At 58.5% G+C, this 17323-nt stretch carries 17 protein-coding genes; 10 read left to right on the top strand and 7 right to left on the bottom strand.

Features of this window, described 5'->3' with window-relative positions; all coding sequences use genetic code 11:
- The first annotated feature begins 2 nt into the window (after positions 1–2).
- The 3 genes from ACK3SD_RS20455 to ACK3SD_RS20445 are packed head-to-tail and all read left to right on the top strand — an operon-like array spanning position 3 to position 2898.
- A complete protein-coding gene (locus ACK3SD_RS20455) occupies positions 3–419 on the top strand; it encodes a DoxX family protein (RefSeq protein WP_137765293.1) in 417 nt (138 codons plus the stop codon).
- Positions 416–2041 carry an MFS transporter gene (locus ACK3SD_RS20450; protein WP_137765292.1) on the top strand — a complete coding sequence of 542 codons (1626 nt, stop codon included), beginning with the start codon at positions 416–418 and terminating at the stop codon, positions 2039–2041. Before ACK3SD_RS20455 ends, ACK3SD_RS20450 begins: the two co-directional genes overlap by 4 nt.
- Positions 2042–2076: 35 nt before the next feature.
- Positions 2077–2898, top strand: a complete 822-nt coding sequence (locus ACK3SD_RS20445) for an alpha/beta fold hydrolase (protein ID WP_481127935.1) — start codon at positions 2077–2079, stop codon at positions 2896–2898.
- 45 nt (positions 2899–2943) lie between these two features.
- Here the strand turns inward: ACK3SD_RS20445 and ACK3SD_RS20440 are convergent, their stop codons facing one another.
- Positions 2944–3669: a pirin family protein gene (locus ACK3SD_RS20440; protein ID WP_481127934.1), complete on the bottom strand. Its 726-nt coding sequence runs from the start codon at positions 3667–3669 to the stop codon at positions 2944–2946.
- A 124-nt stretch (positions 3670–3793) separates the two neighbouring features.
- Here ACK3SD_RS20440 and ACK3SD_RS20435 point away from each other — a divergent pair, with 124 nt between their 5' ends.
- Entirely contained in the window at positions 3794–4678 is an 885-nt protein-coding gene (locus tag ACK3SD_RS20435; RefSeq protein WP_481127933.1) for a LysR substrate-binding domain-containing protein, read from the top strand.
- Between the two features lie 33 nt (positions 4679–4711).
- On the opposite strand, the gene ACK3SD_RS20430 is transcribed toward ACK3SD_RS20435, so the two are convergent.
- On the bottom strand, positions 4712–5878 hold the full coding sequence (locus ACK3SD_RS20430) for an MFS transporter (protein ID WP_240775805.1): 1167 nt from the start codon (positions 5876–5878) through the stop codon (positions 4712–4714).
- Between the two features lie 14 nt (positions 5879–5892).
- Positions 5893–6693 (bottom strand): histidinol-phosphatase, encoded by an 801-nt coding sequence (gene hisN, locus ACK3SD_RS20425; RefSeq protein ID WP_481127932.1) that lies wholly within the window; start codon positions 6691–6693, stop codon positions 5893–5895.
- 102 nt (positions 6694–6795) lie between these two features.
- Between hisN and ACK3SD_RS20420 the strand changes: the two genes are divergently transcribed.
- The 3 genes from ACK3SD_RS20420 (at position 6796) to ACK3SD_RS20410 (ending at position 9693) form a co-directional block, all read left to right on the top strand.
- The gene (locus tag ACK3SD_RS20420; protein WP_481127931.1) at positions 6796–7566 is read left to right on the top strand and encodes a DeoR/GlpR family DNA-binding transcription regulator; all 771 of its coding nucleotides are present in this window, start codon (positions 6796–6798) and stop codon (positions 7564–7566) included.
- Between the two features lie 132 nt (positions 7567–7698).
- Positions 7699–8136 carry a peptidoglycan-binding protein LysM gene (lysM, locus tag ACK3SD_RS20415; RefSeq protein ID WP_137765285.1) on the top strand — a complete coding sequence of 146 codons (438 nt, stop codon included), beginning with the start codon at positions 7699–7701 and terminating at the stop codon, positions 8134–8136.
- Between the two features lie 723 nt (positions 8137–8859).
- The gene (locus ACK3SD_RS20410) at positions 8860–9693 is read left to right on the top strand and encodes a beta-1,6-N-acetylglucosaminyltransferase (RefSeq protein ID WP_481127930.1); all 834 of its coding nucleotides are present in this window, start codon (positions 8860–8862) and stop codon (positions 9691–9693) included.
- Between the two features lie 107 nt (positions 9694–9800).
- On the opposite strand, the gene ACK3SD_RS20405 is transcribed toward ACK3SD_RS20410, so the two are convergent.
- From ACK3SD_RS20405 to ACK3SD_RS20395, 3 genes are all read right to left on the bottom strand, one after another.
- A complete protein-coding gene (locus ACK3SD_RS20405) occupies positions 9801–10355 on the bottom strand; it encodes a TetR/AcrR family transcriptional regulator (protein WP_481127929.1) in 555 nt (184 codons plus the stop codon).
- Between the two features lie 19 nt (positions 10356–10374).
- Entirely contained in the window at positions 10375–11589 is a 1215-nt protein-coding gene (locus tag ACK3SD_RS20400; protein ID WP_481127928.1) for a multidrug effflux MFS transporter, read from the bottom strand.
- Positions 11590–11736: 147 nt separating this feature from the next.
- Positions 11737–12537 (bottom strand): arylamine N-acetyltransferase family protein, encoded by an 801-nt coding sequence (locus tag ACK3SD_RS20395; RefSeq protein WP_481127927.1) that lies wholly within the window; start codon positions 12535–12537, stop codon positions 11737–11739.
- A 515-nt stretch (positions 12538–13052) separates the two neighbouring features.
- On the opposite strand from ACK3SD_RS20395, the gene ACK3SD_RS20390 reads away from it, so the two are divergent.
- Both ACK3SD_RS20390 and ACK3SD_RS20385 read left to right on the top strand, forming a co-directional pair.
- Positions 13053–14750: an S-type pyocin domain-containing protein gene (locus ACK3SD_RS20390; protein ID WP_481127926.1), complete on the top strand. Its 1698-nt coding sequence runs from the start codon at positions 13053–13055 to the stop codon at positions 14748–14750.
- Positions 14747–15214: a DUF6392 family protein gene (locus ACK3SD_RS20385; RefSeq protein ID WP_481127925.1), complete on the top strand. Its 468-nt coding sequence runs from the start codon at positions 14747–14749 to the stop codon at positions 15212–15214. Before ACK3SD_RS20390 ends, ACK3SD_RS20385 begins: the two co-directional genes overlap by 4 nt.
- A gap of 107 nt (positions 15215–15321) precedes the next feature.
- On the opposite strand, the gene ACK3SD_RS20380 is transcribed toward ACK3SD_RS20385, so the two are convergent.
- The gene (locus tag ACK3SD_RS20380; protein WP_481127924.1) at positions 15322–16338 is read right to left on the bottom strand and encodes an alpha/beta hydrolase; all 1017 of its coding nucleotides are present in this window, start codon (positions 16336–16338) and stop codon (positions 15322–15324) included.
- Between the two features lie 281 nt (positions 16339–16619).
- On the opposite strand from ACK3SD_RS20380, the gene ACK3SD_RS20375 reads away from it, so the two are divergent.
- A complete protein-coding gene (locus ACK3SD_RS20375) occupies positions 16620–17249 on the top strand; it encodes a response regulator transcription factor (RefSeq protein ID WP_481127923.1) in 630 nt (209 codons plus the stop codon).
- The last annotated feature ends 74 nt before the right edge of the window (positions 17250–17323 follow it).

Here is a 17323-nt window from a genome sequence, read left to right as displayed (position 1 = left end):
TTATGAGAACCTTTACCCAACCTGCCGTCCCGCCTCGCATTGATGCGGGGCTGTTATTCCTCCGGCTGGCCGGAGGGGCGTTGCTGCTCTACGTGCATGGCCTGCCAAAAATATTGCATTTCAGCACCGAGCTGACGCGCATTGAAGACCCTTTTGGCTGGGGGCCATACATGAGCCTGTTGCCAGCGATTTTTGCCGAGGTGGTCTGCCCGCTGCTGATTATGCTCGGCGTGGCGACGCGTCTGGCCTGCCTGCCCATCATCGCCGTGCTACTGGTGGCGATGGTGGCGGTACACCCTGACTGGACGGTGGCCGAGGGGCAGTTTGGCTGGTTGCTGCTGACCATCTTTACCACGCTTGCCATCAGTGGGCCGGGGCGCTGGCGTATTGGCGCTGGCCCAACAGGAGCACGCACATGACCCAGGTCAACGACGTACAGGGGCTGCACCCGGAGCATCCCCTGCCGACCGACAGCGCCAGCCCCTCCCCGTGGTTGCCGCTGCGCCAGCGGGTGTTCCGCATGTTGTGGATCGCCACGGTCGTCTCCAACATCGGCTCGTGGATGAGCGATGTCGGCATCAACTGGAGCATGTTGACGCTCAGCGCCGATCCGCTGGCAGTGGCGTTGGTGCAGGCCGCTGGCAGCCTGCCGATGTTCCTGTTTGCCTTGCCCTCTGGCGTGATGGCCGACATTGTCGATCGCCGCAAATATTTGCTCTTTTCGCAGCTGTGGGTATTTATCGCCGCCGCCAGTCTGACCCTGCTCTCGGTGATGGGGCTGGTGACGCCGTGGGTGCTGCTGGCCGCCACCTTCCTGCTCAGTACTGGCGCGGCCATGAGCTCGCCGCCTTTCCAGGCGATCGTGCCGGATCTGGTGGAGAAGCCGCAGCTGGGGCCAGCCATCGCCCTCAATTCGCTGGGCATCAACATCAGCCGCGCTATCGGCCCGGCGCTGGGCGGGCTGCTGCTCTCCTTCGCTGGCCCGTGGCTGGTGTTCCTGCTTAACGCGCTGTCCGTGGTGGGCGTGGCGTGGGTGCTGTGGCGCTGGAAAAGCGAGATCACCGTACAACGCCTGCCGCCGGAGCACTTTTTCCCGGCGGTGCGCGCCGGGCTGCGCTATGTCCATGCCGCCCCGGTACTGCGCAATGTGCTGGTGCGCACCGTGGCCTTCTTCCTGTTCGCCAGCGCCGGTTGGGCGCTGTTGCCGCTGGTGGCCCGGCGTGAGCTGGGGCTGGGGCCGGGTGGCTACGGCATTATGCTGGCGGCCATTGGGTTGGGGGCGATCTGTGGGGCGGTGATGCTGCCGCGCTTGCGTACGCTGTTCAACCCGGATCGCCTGATGGTGCTGGCGAGCGTGGTCTTTGCGCTGACGATGCTGGCGCTGGCGTTTGTCCGCCACTTCTGGCTGCTCAATGCCTGTGAGTTCTTCACCGGCTTCGCTTGGATCGCTACCCTCTCCACCCTCAACCTTGGTGCCCAGCGCAGCGCCGCGCGCTGGGTCAAGGCGCGGGCGTTGGCGGTCTATCTGATGGTGTTCTTCGGCTCGATGACCGTCGGCAGCGCCGTGTGGGGCCAGCTGGCCTCCCACTACAGCGTGGCGGTGTCGCTCTGTGTGGCGGCCCTCGGCATGGTGCTGGCCAGCGCCACCGCCCTGCGCTGGCGGCTGGATCAGGATCCCGACCTGAATCTGGATCAGGTGCCGCAGATGGATGAGGCCGGGCTGGCGCTCGCCCATGAGCGCGGCCCGGTGATGGTGAGTTACGAGTACCACATCGACCCGCAGCAGGCGCACGCCTTCACCCGCGCCGTGCAGGAGATGCGCCGGGTGCGCCGCCGCAGCGGGGCACTGAGCTGGTCTATCTATGAGGATGTTTGCCGGCCGGGGATATTTGTGGAGACCTTCGTGGTCGGCTCCTGGATTGAGCACCTTCGGCAGCATGAGCGCCACACCGTCCACGACCGGCAGATCCAGAGCCGCGTGGAGGCTTTCCATCAGGCTGATGGGCCACCAACGCTGCGTTATCTGGTGGCCCCGGCCTGACCCAACTCTTCCTATCGTCTTAAACAGGAGCATTCATGAGCACGATCAAAACGCAAGACGGCACGCAGATTTACTACAAAGATTGGGGCACCGGCCGCCCGGTGCTGTTCAGCCACGGCTGGCCGCTAGATGCCGACATGTGGGACAGCCAGATGAACTTCCTGGCTGAGCGCGGCTACCGCGCCATCGCCTTTGACCGCCGCGGCTTCGGCCGCTCTGACCAGCCGTGGGAAGGGTATGACTACGACACCTTCGCCTCGGACATCAACGACCTGATCACTGCGCTGGATCTGCAAGAGGTGACGCTGGTGGGCTTCTCAATGGGTGGCGGCGACGTGGCCCGTTACCTTGGCCGGTACGGCAGCGATCGCGTGGCGGCACTGGTGCTGCTGGGTGCGGTGACGCCGATCTTTGGCAAGACCGACGACCATCCGCAAGGCGTGGAGAAGAGTGTTTTCGACGGCATTAAAGATGGCTTGCTGAAGGATCGCGCGCAGTTCATCAGCGACTTCGCTACGCCGTTCTACGGCCTCAACGCTGGCCAGACGGTTTCTGAAGGGGTGCTGACCCAGACCCTGAACATTGCGCTGCTGGCCTCGCTGAAAGGGACGCTGGACTGCGTGACTGCCTTCTCCGAGACAGATTTCCGCCCGGACGTGCGCAAGGTGAACGTGCCGACGCTGGTGATCCACGGCAGCAATGACCAGATCGTGCCGTTCGAGGCGACCGGCAAGCTCTCTGCCGAACTGATCCCCGACGCACAGCTGAAAGTGTACGAGAATGGCCCGCACGGCTTCGCCGCCACCCACCAGGATCAACTGAACGAAGACCTGCTGGCCTTCCTGCAATCCCTGTAATAGCAACGGCCACCGATGCAAATCGGTGGCCGTTGTCTTAGGCGCTTAGCGTGTCGGGTGGTTGACTTCCAGCGGGCGGAGGTCAAACAGCAGCACTTCTGCCTGATCGCCGCCGCTGAAGGTCAGCGCTTCCTCTTCCCGTACCCGTGCGCCATCACCTGCGTTGAAGGTGATGCCGTTCACCTGCACACTGCCTTTCGCGACGTGGATGTAGGCATAACGGTTCTGGCCGAGAGTAAAGGTCGCTTGCTCCTCCCCATCAAACAGCCCGGCGTAGATGCGCACGTCCTGACGGATGCGCAGCGCGCCGTTTTCACCTTCCGGCGAGATAATCAGGCGCAGTTGGCCGCGTTTTTCACTCTCCGGTATGGAGACCTGCTGGTAGCCCGGTTCGCTGTTCTTCTCAGCCGGTACTACCCAGATTTGCAGGAAGTGCACGCCTTCAGTGTTGGAGTGGTTGAACTCACTGTGGGTGACGCCGCTGCCAGCGCTCATCAACTGCACGTCGCCAGGGACAATCACCGAGCCAGTGCCCATCGAGTCTTTGTGCGCCAACGCCCCTTCCAGCACGTAGGAGATGATCTCCATGTTGTTGTGCGGGTGGGCACCAAAGCCCCGGGAGGCAGCCACGCGGTCATCATTGATCACCAACAGGTCGGAGAAGCCGGTCTGTTGCGGATCCCAGTAGCTGGCGAATGAGAAGGTGTGACGGGAGTTCAGCCAGCCGTGGTTACCTGCTCCGCGTTGTTCAGACAGTCTTTGCTCGATCATGGTGTTCTCCTTGGTAGATGAGGTGAAAGGGCCATCGCCCTTCCGATGAAGAGAGAATAGCCGTAAACTGATTTGCCCATCAACCAGCCAAAATGACAATGACTGTCACATATTAGTGGACATTATGCAGATAGAAGATCTCCGTATTTTTCTGGCCGTGATCAAGGCCAGCAGTTTTACGGCCGCCGCCGACCAGCTCATGCTCTCGAAGCAGTATGTCAGCCGACGTATGGCGGCGCTGGAGGAGAGCCTCGGCGCGCGGCTGCTGAACCGCAATACCCGCAAGCTGTCAGTGACGGAGGCCGGGCAGGTGTTCTCGCTCCATGCGCAGCGCATCCTGGATGACATTTATGAAGCGGAGCAGGCGGTGTCGGAACGCCGACAAGAGCTGCATGGCACCTTCCGCATCAGCATCCCGATGTCGTTCGGCATGAGCCACCTTTCGCCGCTGATCGCTGAGTTCCTCAGCCTGCACCCGGCGGTGCATTTCCAGGTGGAGCTGGGCGATCGCCATGTCGATCTGATTGGCGAGGGCTTTGACATTGCCATCCGCATCGGCAGCCTGTCGGACTCGACGCTGATCGCCCGTCGGCTGGGGGAACTGAACCGGGTGATCTGCGCCAGCCCAGCCTACTTAATGCGTGCTGGCACCCCGCAGGTGCCGGATGACCTGTTGGGCCACGCCTGCCTGCGCTTTGGGCGCGAGGGGCAGTATGGCTGGGAGCTGCAACAGGAGGGAAAACGGCGGATGTGGGACGTGCGCGGCCCGATTGTCAGCAACAATGGTGAGGTGCTGCGCGATGCGGCCATCGCGGGGCTGGGAGTGGTGCTGTTGCCAGCGTTTATCGTTGGGCCGGCGCTGGCGCGCGGTGACCTTGTCACGTTGCTGGAGGCTAACCAGCCCGCGCCGCTGAGCCTGAATGCGCTCTATCCGCAGCATCGCCAGCGTAGCGAGGTCAACCGGGTGTTTTTGGCATTTTTGGCGGAGCGGTTGGCGAATGTGGCATAAAGCAAGGGGCAGGCGTGGCCTGCCCCAAGGGCGTCAGACGTTTACCCGCCGGGAGGTGAAGGCGACAATCACCATCATCACCGCGACAAACAAGAAGGCGATCGGCAGGGAGATGTGCAGGGCGATAAAGCCAATCGAGGCTGGCCCGGCCAGCACGCCCATGTAGCCAAGGGTGGTGACGGCAGGCACCGCCACCTTCTGCGGCATACTGGTCTGGCGGCCAATCGCCGTGAACATCACCGGTACAATATTGGCGCAGCCGATGCCAATCAGGGCGTAACCCAGCAGCGCCAGCGGCCAAGAGGGGATCAGCACCGGAAGCGCCAGCCCGGCAGCGGCAATCAGCGCCCCGGCGGTGACCACCCGGTGCGGGCCGAAATGCGCCACGATGCGATCGCCGGTCAGCCGCCCCACGGTCATCAGGGTGGCGAAACAGGCAAAGCCCAGCCCGCCCAACGACTCATCCAGCTGGCGATGCTCGGTCAGGAAGACCGCGCTCCAGTCCAGCACGGTGCCTTCGGCCAAAAAGACCGCAAAACAGATTGCGCCCAGTACCAGCACCGCGCCGCGCGGCACGGCGAATGCCGGGCCTTCGGGCGGGTTGGCATAGGTCAGCAGGCCGCCGAGGCTTAGCGCCAGCAGTACCAGAATGAACAGCAGCACCGCCAAACAGGCATAAAGCGGCGTGATGCCAAGCATCAGCAGGCCGCTCATCGCCCCCGCGCCAGCAATGCCGCCCATGCTGTAGAAGCCGTGGAAGCCAGACATCATCGGCTTGGCGGCGGCCTTCTCGACGATGATCGCCTGCACGTTCATCGCACAGTCAGTGATGCCCATACCCACGCCAAACAGCAGCAGCGCCACCGCCAGCACCCATGCGCTGCCAATCACCGGCAGCAGCGGCAGCAGCAGGCTGAACAGCAGCACCGAGCAGATCAGCACCGCTCGGCAGCCAAAACGCGTGGTGAGCGAGCCGGTCAGGGGCATGGCGGCCAGCGCACCGCCGCCCAGACAGAGCAGCAGTAGCCCCAGCGCGCCGTCATTGACGCCGGTATTGAGCTTGGCGAACGGCACCAGCGCCGCCCAGGCGGCCGCGCCAAAACCCGCGATAAAAAACAGCGTGCGGGTGGCGCGCTGTTCGGCCCGGCCCGGCGCGCCGGTTTGGCACGGTTCTTCAACGAGATCGGTAAATTGTTCCACTGCCTCTTCTCCCTTCATCCGTGGTGGTGGCCATTCACTATTTCCAGCACTTGTTCATGCAGGGCCGGGCAGCCGCTGGCGATCACTGGCCCACCGCGCTCCGCCCGCTCCCCCTTCACTGTAGTCACTCTTCCGCCCGCGTGTTCAATCAGGGGGATCAGCGCGACGATGTCATAGGGCTGCAAGGCGAACTCCACACAGATATCGATGTGGCCGGCCGCCAGCATCGCCATCGCATAGCACTCGCCGCCATAGCGCGTCATGCGGGTGCGATCGGCCAGCGTGGCGAAATCGATCTGGGCGGCGTGGGCGGCCGACGGCGGCGCCGTGGTGTGCAAGATGGCCTGATCCAGCCGCACCGACTGGCGGCTGTGCAGTTGCCTCTGTCCGTGGAAGTCGCTGGCCCACGCGCGTTCGCCATCTGACCAGAAGCGTTCACCGGTATGGGGCTGGCTCATCATCCCCATCACGGCGCGGCCGTTGTGCAGCAAGCCAATCAGCGTGCCCCATACCGGCAGCCCGCAGAGAAAGGGGCGGGTGCCATCCACCGGGTCCAGCACCCACTGGAGCGGGCCGTCGCCGCTAGCACCAAACTCCTCGCCCAAAATCGCATGGTCAGGATAGCGGGCTGTAATCAGCGCCCGCATCGCCCGTTCGGCCTCGCGGTCTGCCTCCGTGACCGGGTCAAAGCGTTCACCCTCCTTGGGCTTAGTGTCGATGGTTAAATTCTGGGTACGAAAACGTGGCAGGGTTTGCCGGCTGGCAACGTTAGCCAATTCATGCAGGAAAGCACTGTCTGGAAAGTGAGTGTTCATCAGATTTACATCCACTGTGAATGAGTGATGCAAAGATTAGGAAGCCGCAGTATGATGCATTATGCTCGAATGTGCCATATTGAATAATAAGGAATCAGATACGTGCTCGATTATGCCGCTTTTCCTGAGCAGCGCCAGGCGCTGATCCGCGAACTCCTGCAACAGGAGGGGCGGGTGGTGTGCGCGGCGCTCTCAGCCCGGTTGAAGGTCTCTGAACACACGGTGCGACGTGATTTGAAGGAGCTGGCGGCAGAGGGCGTCTGCAAGCGGGTGCACGGCGGGGCGGTCAGCATCATGACGGACGGCGGCGAATTGACGCGCCGCGCCAGTGAACCCAGCGGTGAGAAACTGGCGCTGGCGCAGGCGGCGGCGCGGCTGATCAAGCCCGGTGCCTGCCTGTTCATTGATGCGGGCAGCACCAACCTGGAGCTGGCTAAAGTCCTGCCAGCCGGGCTGGCGCTGACCGTCGTGACCAATTCGCCGCTGGTGGCCGCGGCGGCGCTGGCCCAGCCGGAGTGCGAGGTGATCATGCTGGGCGGCATTATCCAGCGCAAAACCGGCGGCAGTCTGGGGATTACCGCTCAGAGCCAGTTGCAAGGCATCCACTTCGATCAGACCTTTCTCGGTGCCTGCGCCCTTGACCCGGAACAGGGCGTGACGGCATTCGATTTTCAGGACGCGGAGTTCAAGCGCGCGGTGATTGCGCAGAGCAGTGAGGTGATTGTCGCGCTGACGGCCCATAAGTTCCCTGGCGTGGCGCGGTTCGCCGTGGCGGGCTGTGAGGAGATCTCCACGCTGCTGGTGGATCGCGCCGCGATGGGCAATAAGCTGGCACTGCTCGAAGATAAAGAGGTGTCGATTCTCTTCGCCTGACCGCGCATGCCGTCAGATCTCTCTGAATTTCGCCGCCAGTTGCTGCAACATTCACCACCCACCCGCCACCGGGTGGTGAAACCCTCTCCCTTTGCTATGTTTAGAGGACGCATTGATAACAGGAGAGAAAGCATGGGAATGTTTGATTTTGTAAAAGAGGCCGGTGAGAAACTGTGGGATGCAGTCAAAGGCAACGAACATGCCAGCGAAGCAATCAAAAAGCACATTGAGACCCTGAACCTGCCGGGCAGCGACAAAGTGGACATCAAGGTTGACGGCAACAAAGCCGTAGTGACCGGCGATGGCCTGACACAGGAGCAGAAAGAGAAGATCCTGGTGGCGGCCGGTAACGTCAATGGCATCAATGCCGTTGAAGACAATGTTAGCGGTGCCGCCAGCGAGCAAGGCTCACGCTTCTATAATGTGGTTTCCGGCGATACCCTGAGCAAGATTTCCCAGAAAATGTACGGTGATGCCAACCAGTACAACAAAATCTTTGAGGCTAACCGCCCGATGCTGAGCAGCCCGGACAAGATCTACCCTGGCCAGAAGCTGCGTATCCCGAACTGACCCCCTGCTGCTTCATTCCGATCCCAGCGCGCGGCCCTTGGTCGCGCGCCTTGCCAGACCAGTGCCGCTAATGATTCAGCCCAAACCCTTAACATAGCGTTTTTCTTCTCCCGGCTAAAAATGTGACTAATCGCACATCTTTCTAGCACATCGCCAACTCTGCACGCCGTATTAAAAATATTGCACGCATTTTCTGATGCTTAGGTAATTCCCTCTGCCAGACCCCGCCAAAAAATTTTGATTGTGTGCTGGAATGGATGGCAATAATCAGCACGTTCACTTGCTTCTATTTCAACGCCATGGCGCATCAACACATTGAAAAGGCTATAAGTTCTCTGCTAATTAACATTGAGTTAATGAAGCAATAATTGAGTGGGGAAGGGGTGGAGAACGCATTATTCACCTATCGATAAAATAAGCGCTGAATTAGGATGAGTCTGTAACCTTATATATAAATGGCGCTTATGTTACCGCGAAATAATTCGCCTGAGATAAATAAATAATTGTCTTATTTATCACGCCGGTGATGAAAAGTGATAAAAGATGAGATGACAGCTAATAAAGTTTATGCTTCACTTTTTTCCCATCTCCAAAAATTAATGCGCATAAAATAAGAGCCATTCGCCGTCCCCGTTTTACCCTGTAAAAACATTAAGAGACGATAATAATGAATAAGTTATTGCGATTGTTGCGCACCAACCCAGTCACGCTCTCTACTGGACTGTGGAGTATCTTTCCGCCTTCCCGGAAAATACCATTATCATCCATTATGACGCCAAGTCAGACATCAGCGAGATCGCCGATCTGGCGAAAGAGAATGTTATCTTGCTCACAAAACGGGTGCCGATCTATTGGGGGGATGTTTCCCAAATCCACGCGACCTGCCGGCTGCTGGAAGAGGCAATGCGCTACCGCTTCGACTACTTCTTCTTGCTCTCCGGGGATGACGCCCCGGCTGCCTCTAACGAGGCCATCAATGCATTCCTCTCTAAACATCGGGGGCAGGATTTTATTCACTACCAGGATGAGCGGAGCCATTATGTCAATCCGGCCGACCGGGTCATGTATAAATATCCGCCCTGCTTCTTTACCAAGCAAAAAAGTCTGATCTTTGCCGTAAAGCGAAAATTGTTTAAACATATTCGTTTTATGTATAAAAACCATGAAATAACCTCGCTGCTCAGTAATGAATTGGAGATGACCTTTTATAAGGGCACCAACTGGTTTGCCCTGACCTATGGCAGCATTGGCTTCATTCTGGATATTCTGCACACCCATCCCACCCTGCTCCCTTTATTTAATTTCACTTACTGCTCCGACGAAATATTCTTCCATACCCTGCTGAAAATGAAGCCGGAAGTGAAGATATATGATAATCCCAAGGTGAGGAGTAACTGTTTCCGCTACATTGACTGGAATAGCGGCCCTGATTATCCCAGGACACTGGATGTCAGCGATGTAGAAAAAATTCGAAAGAACTTCTATTTCTTCACCCGCAAGGTATCGGATAAATTAACGCAAGAGGAATTTTCTCGTTTTAAGGATCTGGTGAATTAAGCCCCCTCTTTTCCTGTCTCCTCCCTTTTGCCAGTGACACCAACCTCCAGACAGGAAAAGGGCCACGCGCTAATGTGGCCCGGCTGCCTATCCGACCCTCTGTGTGCCTAGCTGGCACGCATGGCCGTGGTGAAAACGTGCCACATGGCGGCGAGGCGCTTCTCCGCCGCCTGCTCGCTGGCATACAACAGCTCAATGTAGAGGCTGTCGATGATGCCGAGGTAGGCATCGGCAAAGATCTCCACCTTTTCGCCAGACATAGGCGTGGCAGCGACAAAGCGCGCCTTGATCAGCGCCGTAAACTCCTCGTAACCCTTGACCACCTCGGCCCTTACCGGCTGCGGCGGGACGAAGGCTGTGCGTAACAGCAGTTTCAGGTGGGCGGAGGAGCCGTAACGCTCCGGCAAGGTGGTGAGGTAGCGCTCACCCGCGGCCCCTTGTTGGCTAAAACAGTCGGCCATAAAGGCCCGCTCGGTTGCCAACGCCTCATGGTAGACATGCAGGAACAACTCATCCTTGCCCTTGAAATGGGAGTAGATGGTGGCTTTGCGTATTCCCACTGCATCCGCCACCGTGGTGAGTGACGCGGCCTCATAGCCTCTTTCTGCAAAATGGAGTATCGCGGCGTCAGAGAGTTTTTTCGCAGCGGGAGAGAGTGTCATGGCAAAGCCTTTCCTTTAATCAGTGACCGGAGAGGTATTCTATCTCACTTTTCCCCCAGCGGATGGCAATGACGGTCAGCACTACCACCACCCCAAGGCCGAACAGCGCCAAAAAGCCCAGCCAGTAGTGCGCGCCTTGCTCCGCCAGCCAGCCGGCCAGCGGGGTGGCGAGGGAGGAGAGGATCAGCTGCAATGCCCCAAGCAGGGCCGCCGCCGATCCCAGCGCCACCTTTTGCGATGACATCGCCATCGCCATCAGCGTGGCTTCTGCCATGCCAAGGCCAAACATGGCGACGAACATGCCCAGCACGATCCCCGGCAGGCCATTGCCACTGCCATTGGAGAGCGCGGCCACCACGGCACCCGCCGCCATAAACAGCACCCCACGCAGCGCCACTGCTGGCACCGTGCTGGTTGCCACCCAGCGGCTGGAGGTCAGCGCGCCCAGCAGTACCGCAATGCCGGTGCCGCCAAACACCAGCCCAAAGGTATCCGGCGGCAGCGAGAAGTGGGTCTGGTAGACCACCGGCGCGCCACCGATGTAGACGAACAGGAAGAAGAAGGCCGCCGACAGTGACAGCGCGGGCAACATAAAATCTTTGTCTGACAGCAGGCGTGCATAAGTGGTGACCACCGCAGCCGGGTTGAGGGGCGTGCGCTTCGCTACGGGCAGCGTTTCAGGCAGCTTCAGGTAGGTATTGATGAGAGCCACCAGACCCATGCCCGCCAGTACCAGCATGACCGCCCGCCAACCAAAGTGGGCATCGACATAGCCGCCTACTGCCGGAGCCAGCACCGGTGCCAGCCCCTCAATGGTCATCAGCAGGGCGAACAGCTTGGCCGCCTGCGCCCCGGTCGCGACATCCCGGACGGTACTGATCGCCACCACCAGCGTCATGGAAGCGGCCAGCCCCTGCATAAAGCGGGCGCAGAGCAGCAGGTCAATGGTGGTGGTTTCACTCGCCCAGAGTGAGCAGAGGCTAAACAGCAGGATGCCGCACATCAGTGGCCGGCGGCGGCCCCAGGCGTCAATGATCGGGCCAAAAACCAGTTGTCCCAGCCCGAGTGCCAGCAAAAAGACCGTCAACGTCAGCTGGATTTGGGTAAAGGAGGCACCCAGCTCACGCGCCATATCCGGCAGCGAGGCCAAATACATATCAATGGCCGACGGGCCAAGAATAGTGATCAAGGCCAGTGAGGCCGACAGGGTAAGTCCAGAAGGTATTGTCTTCATGATAAGTGATATCCGCGCATTTAAGGTGCAGATAAGCATATGCGACCTACCGGTCGGTAGCAAGAGCGTCGGGCAGGTTGCCTGACAGAAAAAGCGTGGGGACGAGGGGAGGCGCAGTGGTAAAAACCACCGCGCCGGGGTAGGGCGTCAGCCGTTGAGTTTGGCGTAGATCGCCTGCATGTCCTCTTCACTGAGGGTGTTCTGGCGGCGGAAGAACGGGCTGACCAGCGACTGGAACTCGCTGTAGCTCTGCGCCTGCTGCTCGCGTTCCTCACGGCCATGAATGGCCAGATGCTGGTTGAACAGGTTGTATTGTCCCTCTTCGCGCAGGCCCGCCATGATCAGGTTATGGCGGAACAGCGACTCAGGATGGGTCGAGACAAAATGGTTGGCGACCACGATGTCAACCTGTTCACAGGGGCGCTCATCGAACAGGTACATCAGCCGTTTTTGCTCTGGCCCGGCGAGGGAGAGCAGCCACTGGTCGCGGCCGGTGCGCGCCAGCACAAAGCCCTGTTGCTCCCCCTCCTCCAACCGCAGCGGTGCGGGCAGGCTGACGCCACCGAACCCGACATCCGCCAGGTAGCGGGTGCCCTCCAGCGTGACGATCAGCAGCATGTGGGTCTGCGGCGTGGGGGCCGGCTCCTCCAGCCCCCAGACCACACGCGCCAGATGGGGCGTGACGCTGAAACCGGCCTCTTCCAGCACCTGTTTGAACAGCAGGTTGTGCTCAAAGCAGTAGCCGCCGCGCCCCCGTGTCAGGAGTTTGTCAGCGATGTCAGCCAACGCGGTGCTGATGGGGCGGTTAAGCAGAACCTCAATATTTTCAAAAGGGATGGTATGCGGCCAGACGTGGTGCAGCGCTGCCAGCGTCTCCCAGTTGGGTGGGAAGGGGCCGCTGAGGTTTGCCAGTGTCGCAAAGCGGGTGAGGTGTTCGGTGTTATTCATGGTGTCGTACCTAAATGGATGCGCGATGTTCATGCCATTGAAGCATAGCCTGGGTTGCCGCTCTATTTAAACAGCGCCTGCGTGGAGATGGCCGGTTCTCAGGTAAAACAGCGCCCCGGCGGCACCCGTGGCATGTGCGTTTAGTTAAGGTGGCTGAACCAAAATCGTTTTATTACGAGGCGAATGACCCGCTCTATCCTGCCGGATAGCCATTCAAGCCAGGCACCCTACGTTGCGCATTTCATCATCAACGGGTGTCTTGACGCTCCAACACCCCCTTCAAGTACCATTTTGGCGCATCATGGCCGGTTATATCCATTTATGTTGTGTGGATAAAGGTTGAGAAACTTGACTCCATGTATGATAAGCCCCGATTAACCATGCAATGTTAAGGGTTTATTGTGTCGCAGCAAACTATCTACAAGTTAATGCCCAACATTCTGGCTGGTATAGAGCAGCTCGCCACTGCTGGTAGGAGACCGAATGATTTTCTGGCGGCTCTCGGAGCGTGATCAATGGGATATCGCTCGAATAATTATGGAAGAGGGCAGGCACTTGAACATGACAAAACCACGACCGGGGCGCGGTGTATTGCGTCCATCCAAGCCAGCGAGTTTGGGCGCCGGATAGTCCGGGTAGGGGATATGACGACCACCTGCCCAAAATGCGGCAAACCGGGGCGCATAGTCAGCGGTGAATCGCGCGTCAGATTTAACAATGTTCCGGTGGCGGTTGATGGTTCCGAAGTCCATTGTGGCTGTCCGCCCGGTACGCATCTGGTTATTGCACCCCTTGGGCAATGGCTGGGGCAGGGGCCATCCCCAGAGCAGGTGGCACAGGAGAGATACGCCGCCATGCTGGCCGCACGCCAGCAGGCGCAGGAGGCGGAAAAGAGACGCCTTGCCGAAGAGCGCGAGCGTAACCGGGTTTTTGCCAAATCCTGCCTGCGTGGCGATGGCTGCAACGATGCCGGGGAGCAGCGCGAGCCGCACAGCAACTTTGCCGAGATGTGCTTCTTCCGGGCGATGCCGCCTGCGGATACGGTAACGGATACCGAAGCACCCCAGCACGCGCAGGCGGCTAAGAAGAGGCCCACTTCCCCGGAAGAGATACCCAAGCCCAAGAAGCGCAGCGCCCTTTACCGGTGGTGGAATGGCAACCATGAGGAGATGGACTATCAAGCGGCAGTAGCCACAGCCGCCGCGACCCAGCGAGCGCTGACGGCCACCACAGGTGCAAGCGTACTGGAGCCGCTGAGCGGACGCGCCCTGACCTACGGTACATGGGCGGTACGCGGTGCGGGATTGGCAACAGCCGGTGTCGGCGCGCCAGTGACCGGGCTGCTGGTCGGCATGATGCCCGGACGGCTCAACGACGGCGAGCAGGATTTTATCGACCGGATGCGGGTCGAGCAGCTGCGGGAGGCCCCTACCCGCGTGCGTTATAGCTGGGACTATGACAGCCAGGGCAATCCGATGCCACGCGGCTGGCATACGCCACCGGGCAGGGACAGGGTACGGGTGCGAAAAATGGCGTGGGACAGTCGCTATCAAGCCTATTCGTTCACCACGGAAGAGGAGCCACGCATCACCCTCATCTGGACACCGGACAGTTCGGGGGTCAAGACACCGTCGAACACCGGCAACCAGACGCGGCCAGTGCTGCCGAACCCGGTAATGGTAGACCCGCTGCCGGCCGACACCGGCATCACGGCCACCACCACCCCGGCCCCGGGAGAGAAGCACTTCGCAGATTATATTCTGATCCTGCCGGTGCCAGACCTGCCGCCAATTTATATCTACCTGAGCAAACCACCGGTGGAGTTTCTGGAGGTGGAGCTGTACAGCGATTTCAAACGTCGGTCACGTCAGGGAAAATATGAGGCTGACCATATGCCATCGGCTGCGGCTGTTCGCGTAGCTCTTGCTCGAGATAATCCTGACTTGAAGCCTAACGAACGGGATGCTTTAGCACAAGATGTAGCAGCAATTGTGATTCCTAAAGAGGTTCATCAGAAGCTAAGTGAAACTTATGGTGGGCGCAACACACCCGCACAAATAGACCTGGACTCACGCAACCTTCGGGCGGCAGTGGATCGCAATCTGGACACTATTAAACCGGCATTGAAAGAGCAAGGCGCAACAGAGGCCCAGATAGAAGCAGCTAGAACGAAAATGCACAAATTAAACAGAGATGTGGGGTTGTACAAATGACCGTAAATGTAGAGGCACTAATACATAGTCTGAGTAAGTCATATAACGATTTACTTGATACAGGATTGATTACTTATAAGACTCCTCCCACAGGTTTTTCTGGAGCATCTGATATCAGTCTGGATATGGCATTAGAAGGGATTTATCTATCATTCAGACGTGAGGGAAGAATCCTAGAGGATGTGATATTGAATATCCAAAGACCTGAAATCAAAAATTGGGATTTCCCTAACGATTTACCTTTTGGACTAGAAAAAAACATGTCTCTAAGAAGAGTTCATGCTGTTTTTGGTGAACCCATTCGCAGCGTCCTTCCTAAAGTTATAATGAATAGGAATATTGGTCGTGCGGATTTATATGCAATCGACGGATTGCATATTCCTGTTAGCATGCAAGTTAGATATGACATGGATGAAATGGTTAAATTAGTCTCATTTTTTCCGACTTCGGAACTACGCTGGTAATTTCCATTGATGGCCAGGGATAAAATATTTTATTAAAAAGTGGTGCATTTAACCCCCCAGCCCCACAAAAAAGCCACCTGTGAAGTGGCCTTTTTACTTTCATGGGATCAGTCAAGGTGCAGCTTAATTTCTGATGAGGCCTGTTGCAGTGCGGTGCGTACTGTCGGCTCCTGGCTCAGGGCGTTGAGCAGGCCATAGTCATGGATCATGCCGTTGTAGCGCGTGACGGTCACCGGCACACCGGCGGCGTCGAGGTGGCGGCCAAAGGCTTCGCCCTCATCGCGCAGCACGTCCAGTTCAGCGGTCTGGATCAGGGTCGGCGGCAGGCCCTTCAGCTCCTCGCGGGTGGCGCGCAACGGGGAGGCCAAAATGTTGTTGCGATCGCTCTCCGAGGTGGTGTAGCTGTCCCAGAACCACTTCATCATATTGCGAGTCAAGAAGTAGCCATTCTCAAACTGGTTGTAGGAGGCATCGTCAAAGCGGGCATCCGTGACCGGCCATAGCATCACGTTGTAACGGATGGCCGGGGTATGGAAGCGCTTGGCCTGCAAGGCAACGGCGGCCACCATGTTGCCGCCCACGCTGTTGCCCACCAGTGCCAGACGGTTGCCATCGACGCCAATCTCCGCGCCATGCTCCGCTACCCATTTGGTCGCCTCATAGGCCTGGGTAATGGCAACCGGGTAGCGTGCCTCCGGGGAGGGGGTGTAGTTCACGAATACCGCTGCCGCGCCAGACTCGTTCACCAGATCGCGCACCAGCCGCTCATGGGTCGGGAAGTCGCCGAGCACCCAGCCGCCACCGTGGAAGAACATAAATACCGGCAGCGTGCCGCTACTGTTGGCGGGCTTGACCACGGTCAGCGTCAGCGGTTGGCCCAGCACGGTGATGGACTTCTCCGTCACCTCGGCCGGCGGCAGCGTCGCGCCCTTCTGCGCGCCAATCAACACCTCACGTGCCGCGGCTGGGGAGAGCTGCTCAATCGGCTTGCCACCGCCGCTGTTCAACACCTGTAGGAAGCCAGCCACGCCAACTGTCGGCGCCGGGGCGCCCTCGGTGGCCGCAAACGCGGTGGTCATCTCTCCTGCCAACAGCAGCGCACCCACGATTAATTTCAATTTCATCTGAATACCCTAGAATAATAAGAAAAGCCGAGTATTCACGTGATTTAGGGAAATTGTAAGTTATACCAAAGGATAATAGCGGCAAGCCTTCCCGCAATATTCAAGGTTATTTGGTAAGCGCGAGAGCTTATTTTCTAGAGTTGTTCATATAATTTGAATAAAAATGTCAGTAATTTTTGATTTTATTCAATAACCCGCCCTTTATGATGGAAAGTGTACCCTGTAAGCAATGGCCCGCTGTCAGCGAACCCTGCCCGCTAAGGCGCAAAATGAGACACTGTATGGAACACACTGTTTATATTGTTGACGATGAGGAGCCAGTGATTGCGGCCCTACGTAATCTTCTCGGTTCAGAAGGATATGCGGTCAGCGCGTTTACCTCCCCACAGGTGTTTTTATCCCAGCCCACCGTCAATACGCCCTGCTGTCTGATTGTGGACATCAATATGCCGGGCATGGATGGCTTTGAGGTGTCAAAAACGCTGAACGAGCGCGGGTACTCGGTGCCCATCATCTTCCTGACGGGGTTTGGCACCATTCCCATCACCGTGAAGGCAATGAAGGCCGGGGCCTATGAGTTCCTGACCAAGCCGGTAATGCCGGAGCCGCTGTTGCTGGCGGTGGCCGAGGCGCTGCGTATCTCGGCGCAGAGCCAGGTGCAGTCGCAGGAGAAACGGGCGTTGACTGAACGCATCCAGTCGTTGACGCCGCGTGAAACCGAGGTGATGCAGTTGGCGGTAAGCGGGTTGCTGAATAAACAGATCGCCGCCGAAATGGGCGTCAGCGAAATTACTGCCAAAGTCCATAAGCGCCGCGTCATGGAAAAGATGCAGGCGCGATCCCTGACCGATCTGGTCAGGGCGGTGGAGAAGATAAACCGGTTTAAAGAGCCGCGCCACTCCCACTATTAATTTTTGTGGCAGTATTATCTGCCAAAAAAATAGCGCGCCATCCATTCAAATTTTTTGAGTACCTTACCGCCTGT

It is taken from the genome of Chimaeribacter sp. YP20170169 (assembly GCF_056739715.1).
This window is presented reverse-complemented; position numbering and strand designations above follow the sequence as displayed.

What these genes read in the sequence shown, in the direction of transcription:
- ACK3SD_RS20455 (WP_137765293.1), top strand. Translation starts at nt 3, where the DNA reads ATGAGAACCTTTACCCAACCTGCCGTCCCGCCTCGCATTGATGCGGGG.
- ACK3SD_RS20450 (WP_137765292.1), top strand. Translation starts at nt 416, where the DNA reads ATGACCCAGGTCAACGACGTACAGGGGCTGCACCCGGAGCATCCCCTG.
- ACK3SD_RS20445 (WP_481127935.1), top strand. Translation starts at nt 2,077, where the DNA reads ATGAGCACGATCAAAACGCAAGACGGCACGCAGATTTACTACAAAGAT.
- ACK3SD_RS20440 (WP_481127934.1), bottom strand. Translation starts at nt 3,669, where the DNA reads ATGATCGAGCAAAGACTGTCTGAACAACGCGGAGCAGGTAACCACGGC.
- ACK3SD_RS20435 (WP_481127933.1), top strand. Translation starts at nt 3,794, where the DNA reads ATGCAGATAGAAGATCTCCGTATTTTTCTGGCCGTGATCAAGGCCAGC.
- hisN (WP_481127932.1), bottom strand. Translation starts at nt 6,693, where the DNA reads ATGAACACTCACTTTCCAGACAGTGCTTTCCTGCATGAATTGGCTAAC.
- lysM (WP_137765285.1), top strand. Translation starts at nt 7,699, where the DNA reads ATGGGAATGTTTGATTTTGTAAAAGAGGCCGGTGAGAAACTGTGGGAT.
- ACK3SD_RS20405 (WP_481127929.1), bottom strand. Translation starts at nt 10,355, where the DNA reads ATGACACTCTCTCCCGCTGCGAAAAAACTCTCTGACGCCGCGATACTC.
- ACK3SD_RS20400 (WP_481127928.1), bottom strand. Translation starts at nt 11,589, where the DNA reads ATGAAGACAATACCTTCTGGACTTACCCTGTCGGCCTCACTGGCCTTG.
- ACK3SD_RS20395 (WP_481127927.1), bottom strand. Translation starts at nt 12,537, where the DNA reads ATGAATAACACCGAACACCTCACCCGCTTTGCGACACTGGCAAACCTC.
- ACK3SD_RS20390 (WP_481127926.1), top strand. Translation starts at nt 13,053, where the DNA reads ATGGGATATCGCTCGAATAATTATGGAAGAGGGCAGGCACTTGAACAT.
- ACK3SD_RS20385 (WP_481127925.1), top strand. Translation starts at nt 14,747, where the DNA reads ATGACCGTAAATGTAGAGGCACTAATACATAGTCTGAGTAAGTCATAT.
- ACK3SD_RS20380 (WP_481127924.1), bottom strand. Translation starts at nt 16,338, where the DNA reads ATGAAATTGAAATTAATCGTGGGTGCGCTGCTGTTGGCAGGAGAGATG.
- ACK3SD_RS20375 (WP_481127923.1), top strand. Translation starts at nt 16,620, where the DNA reads ATGGAACACACTGTTTATATTGTTGACGATGAGGAGCCAGTGATTGCG.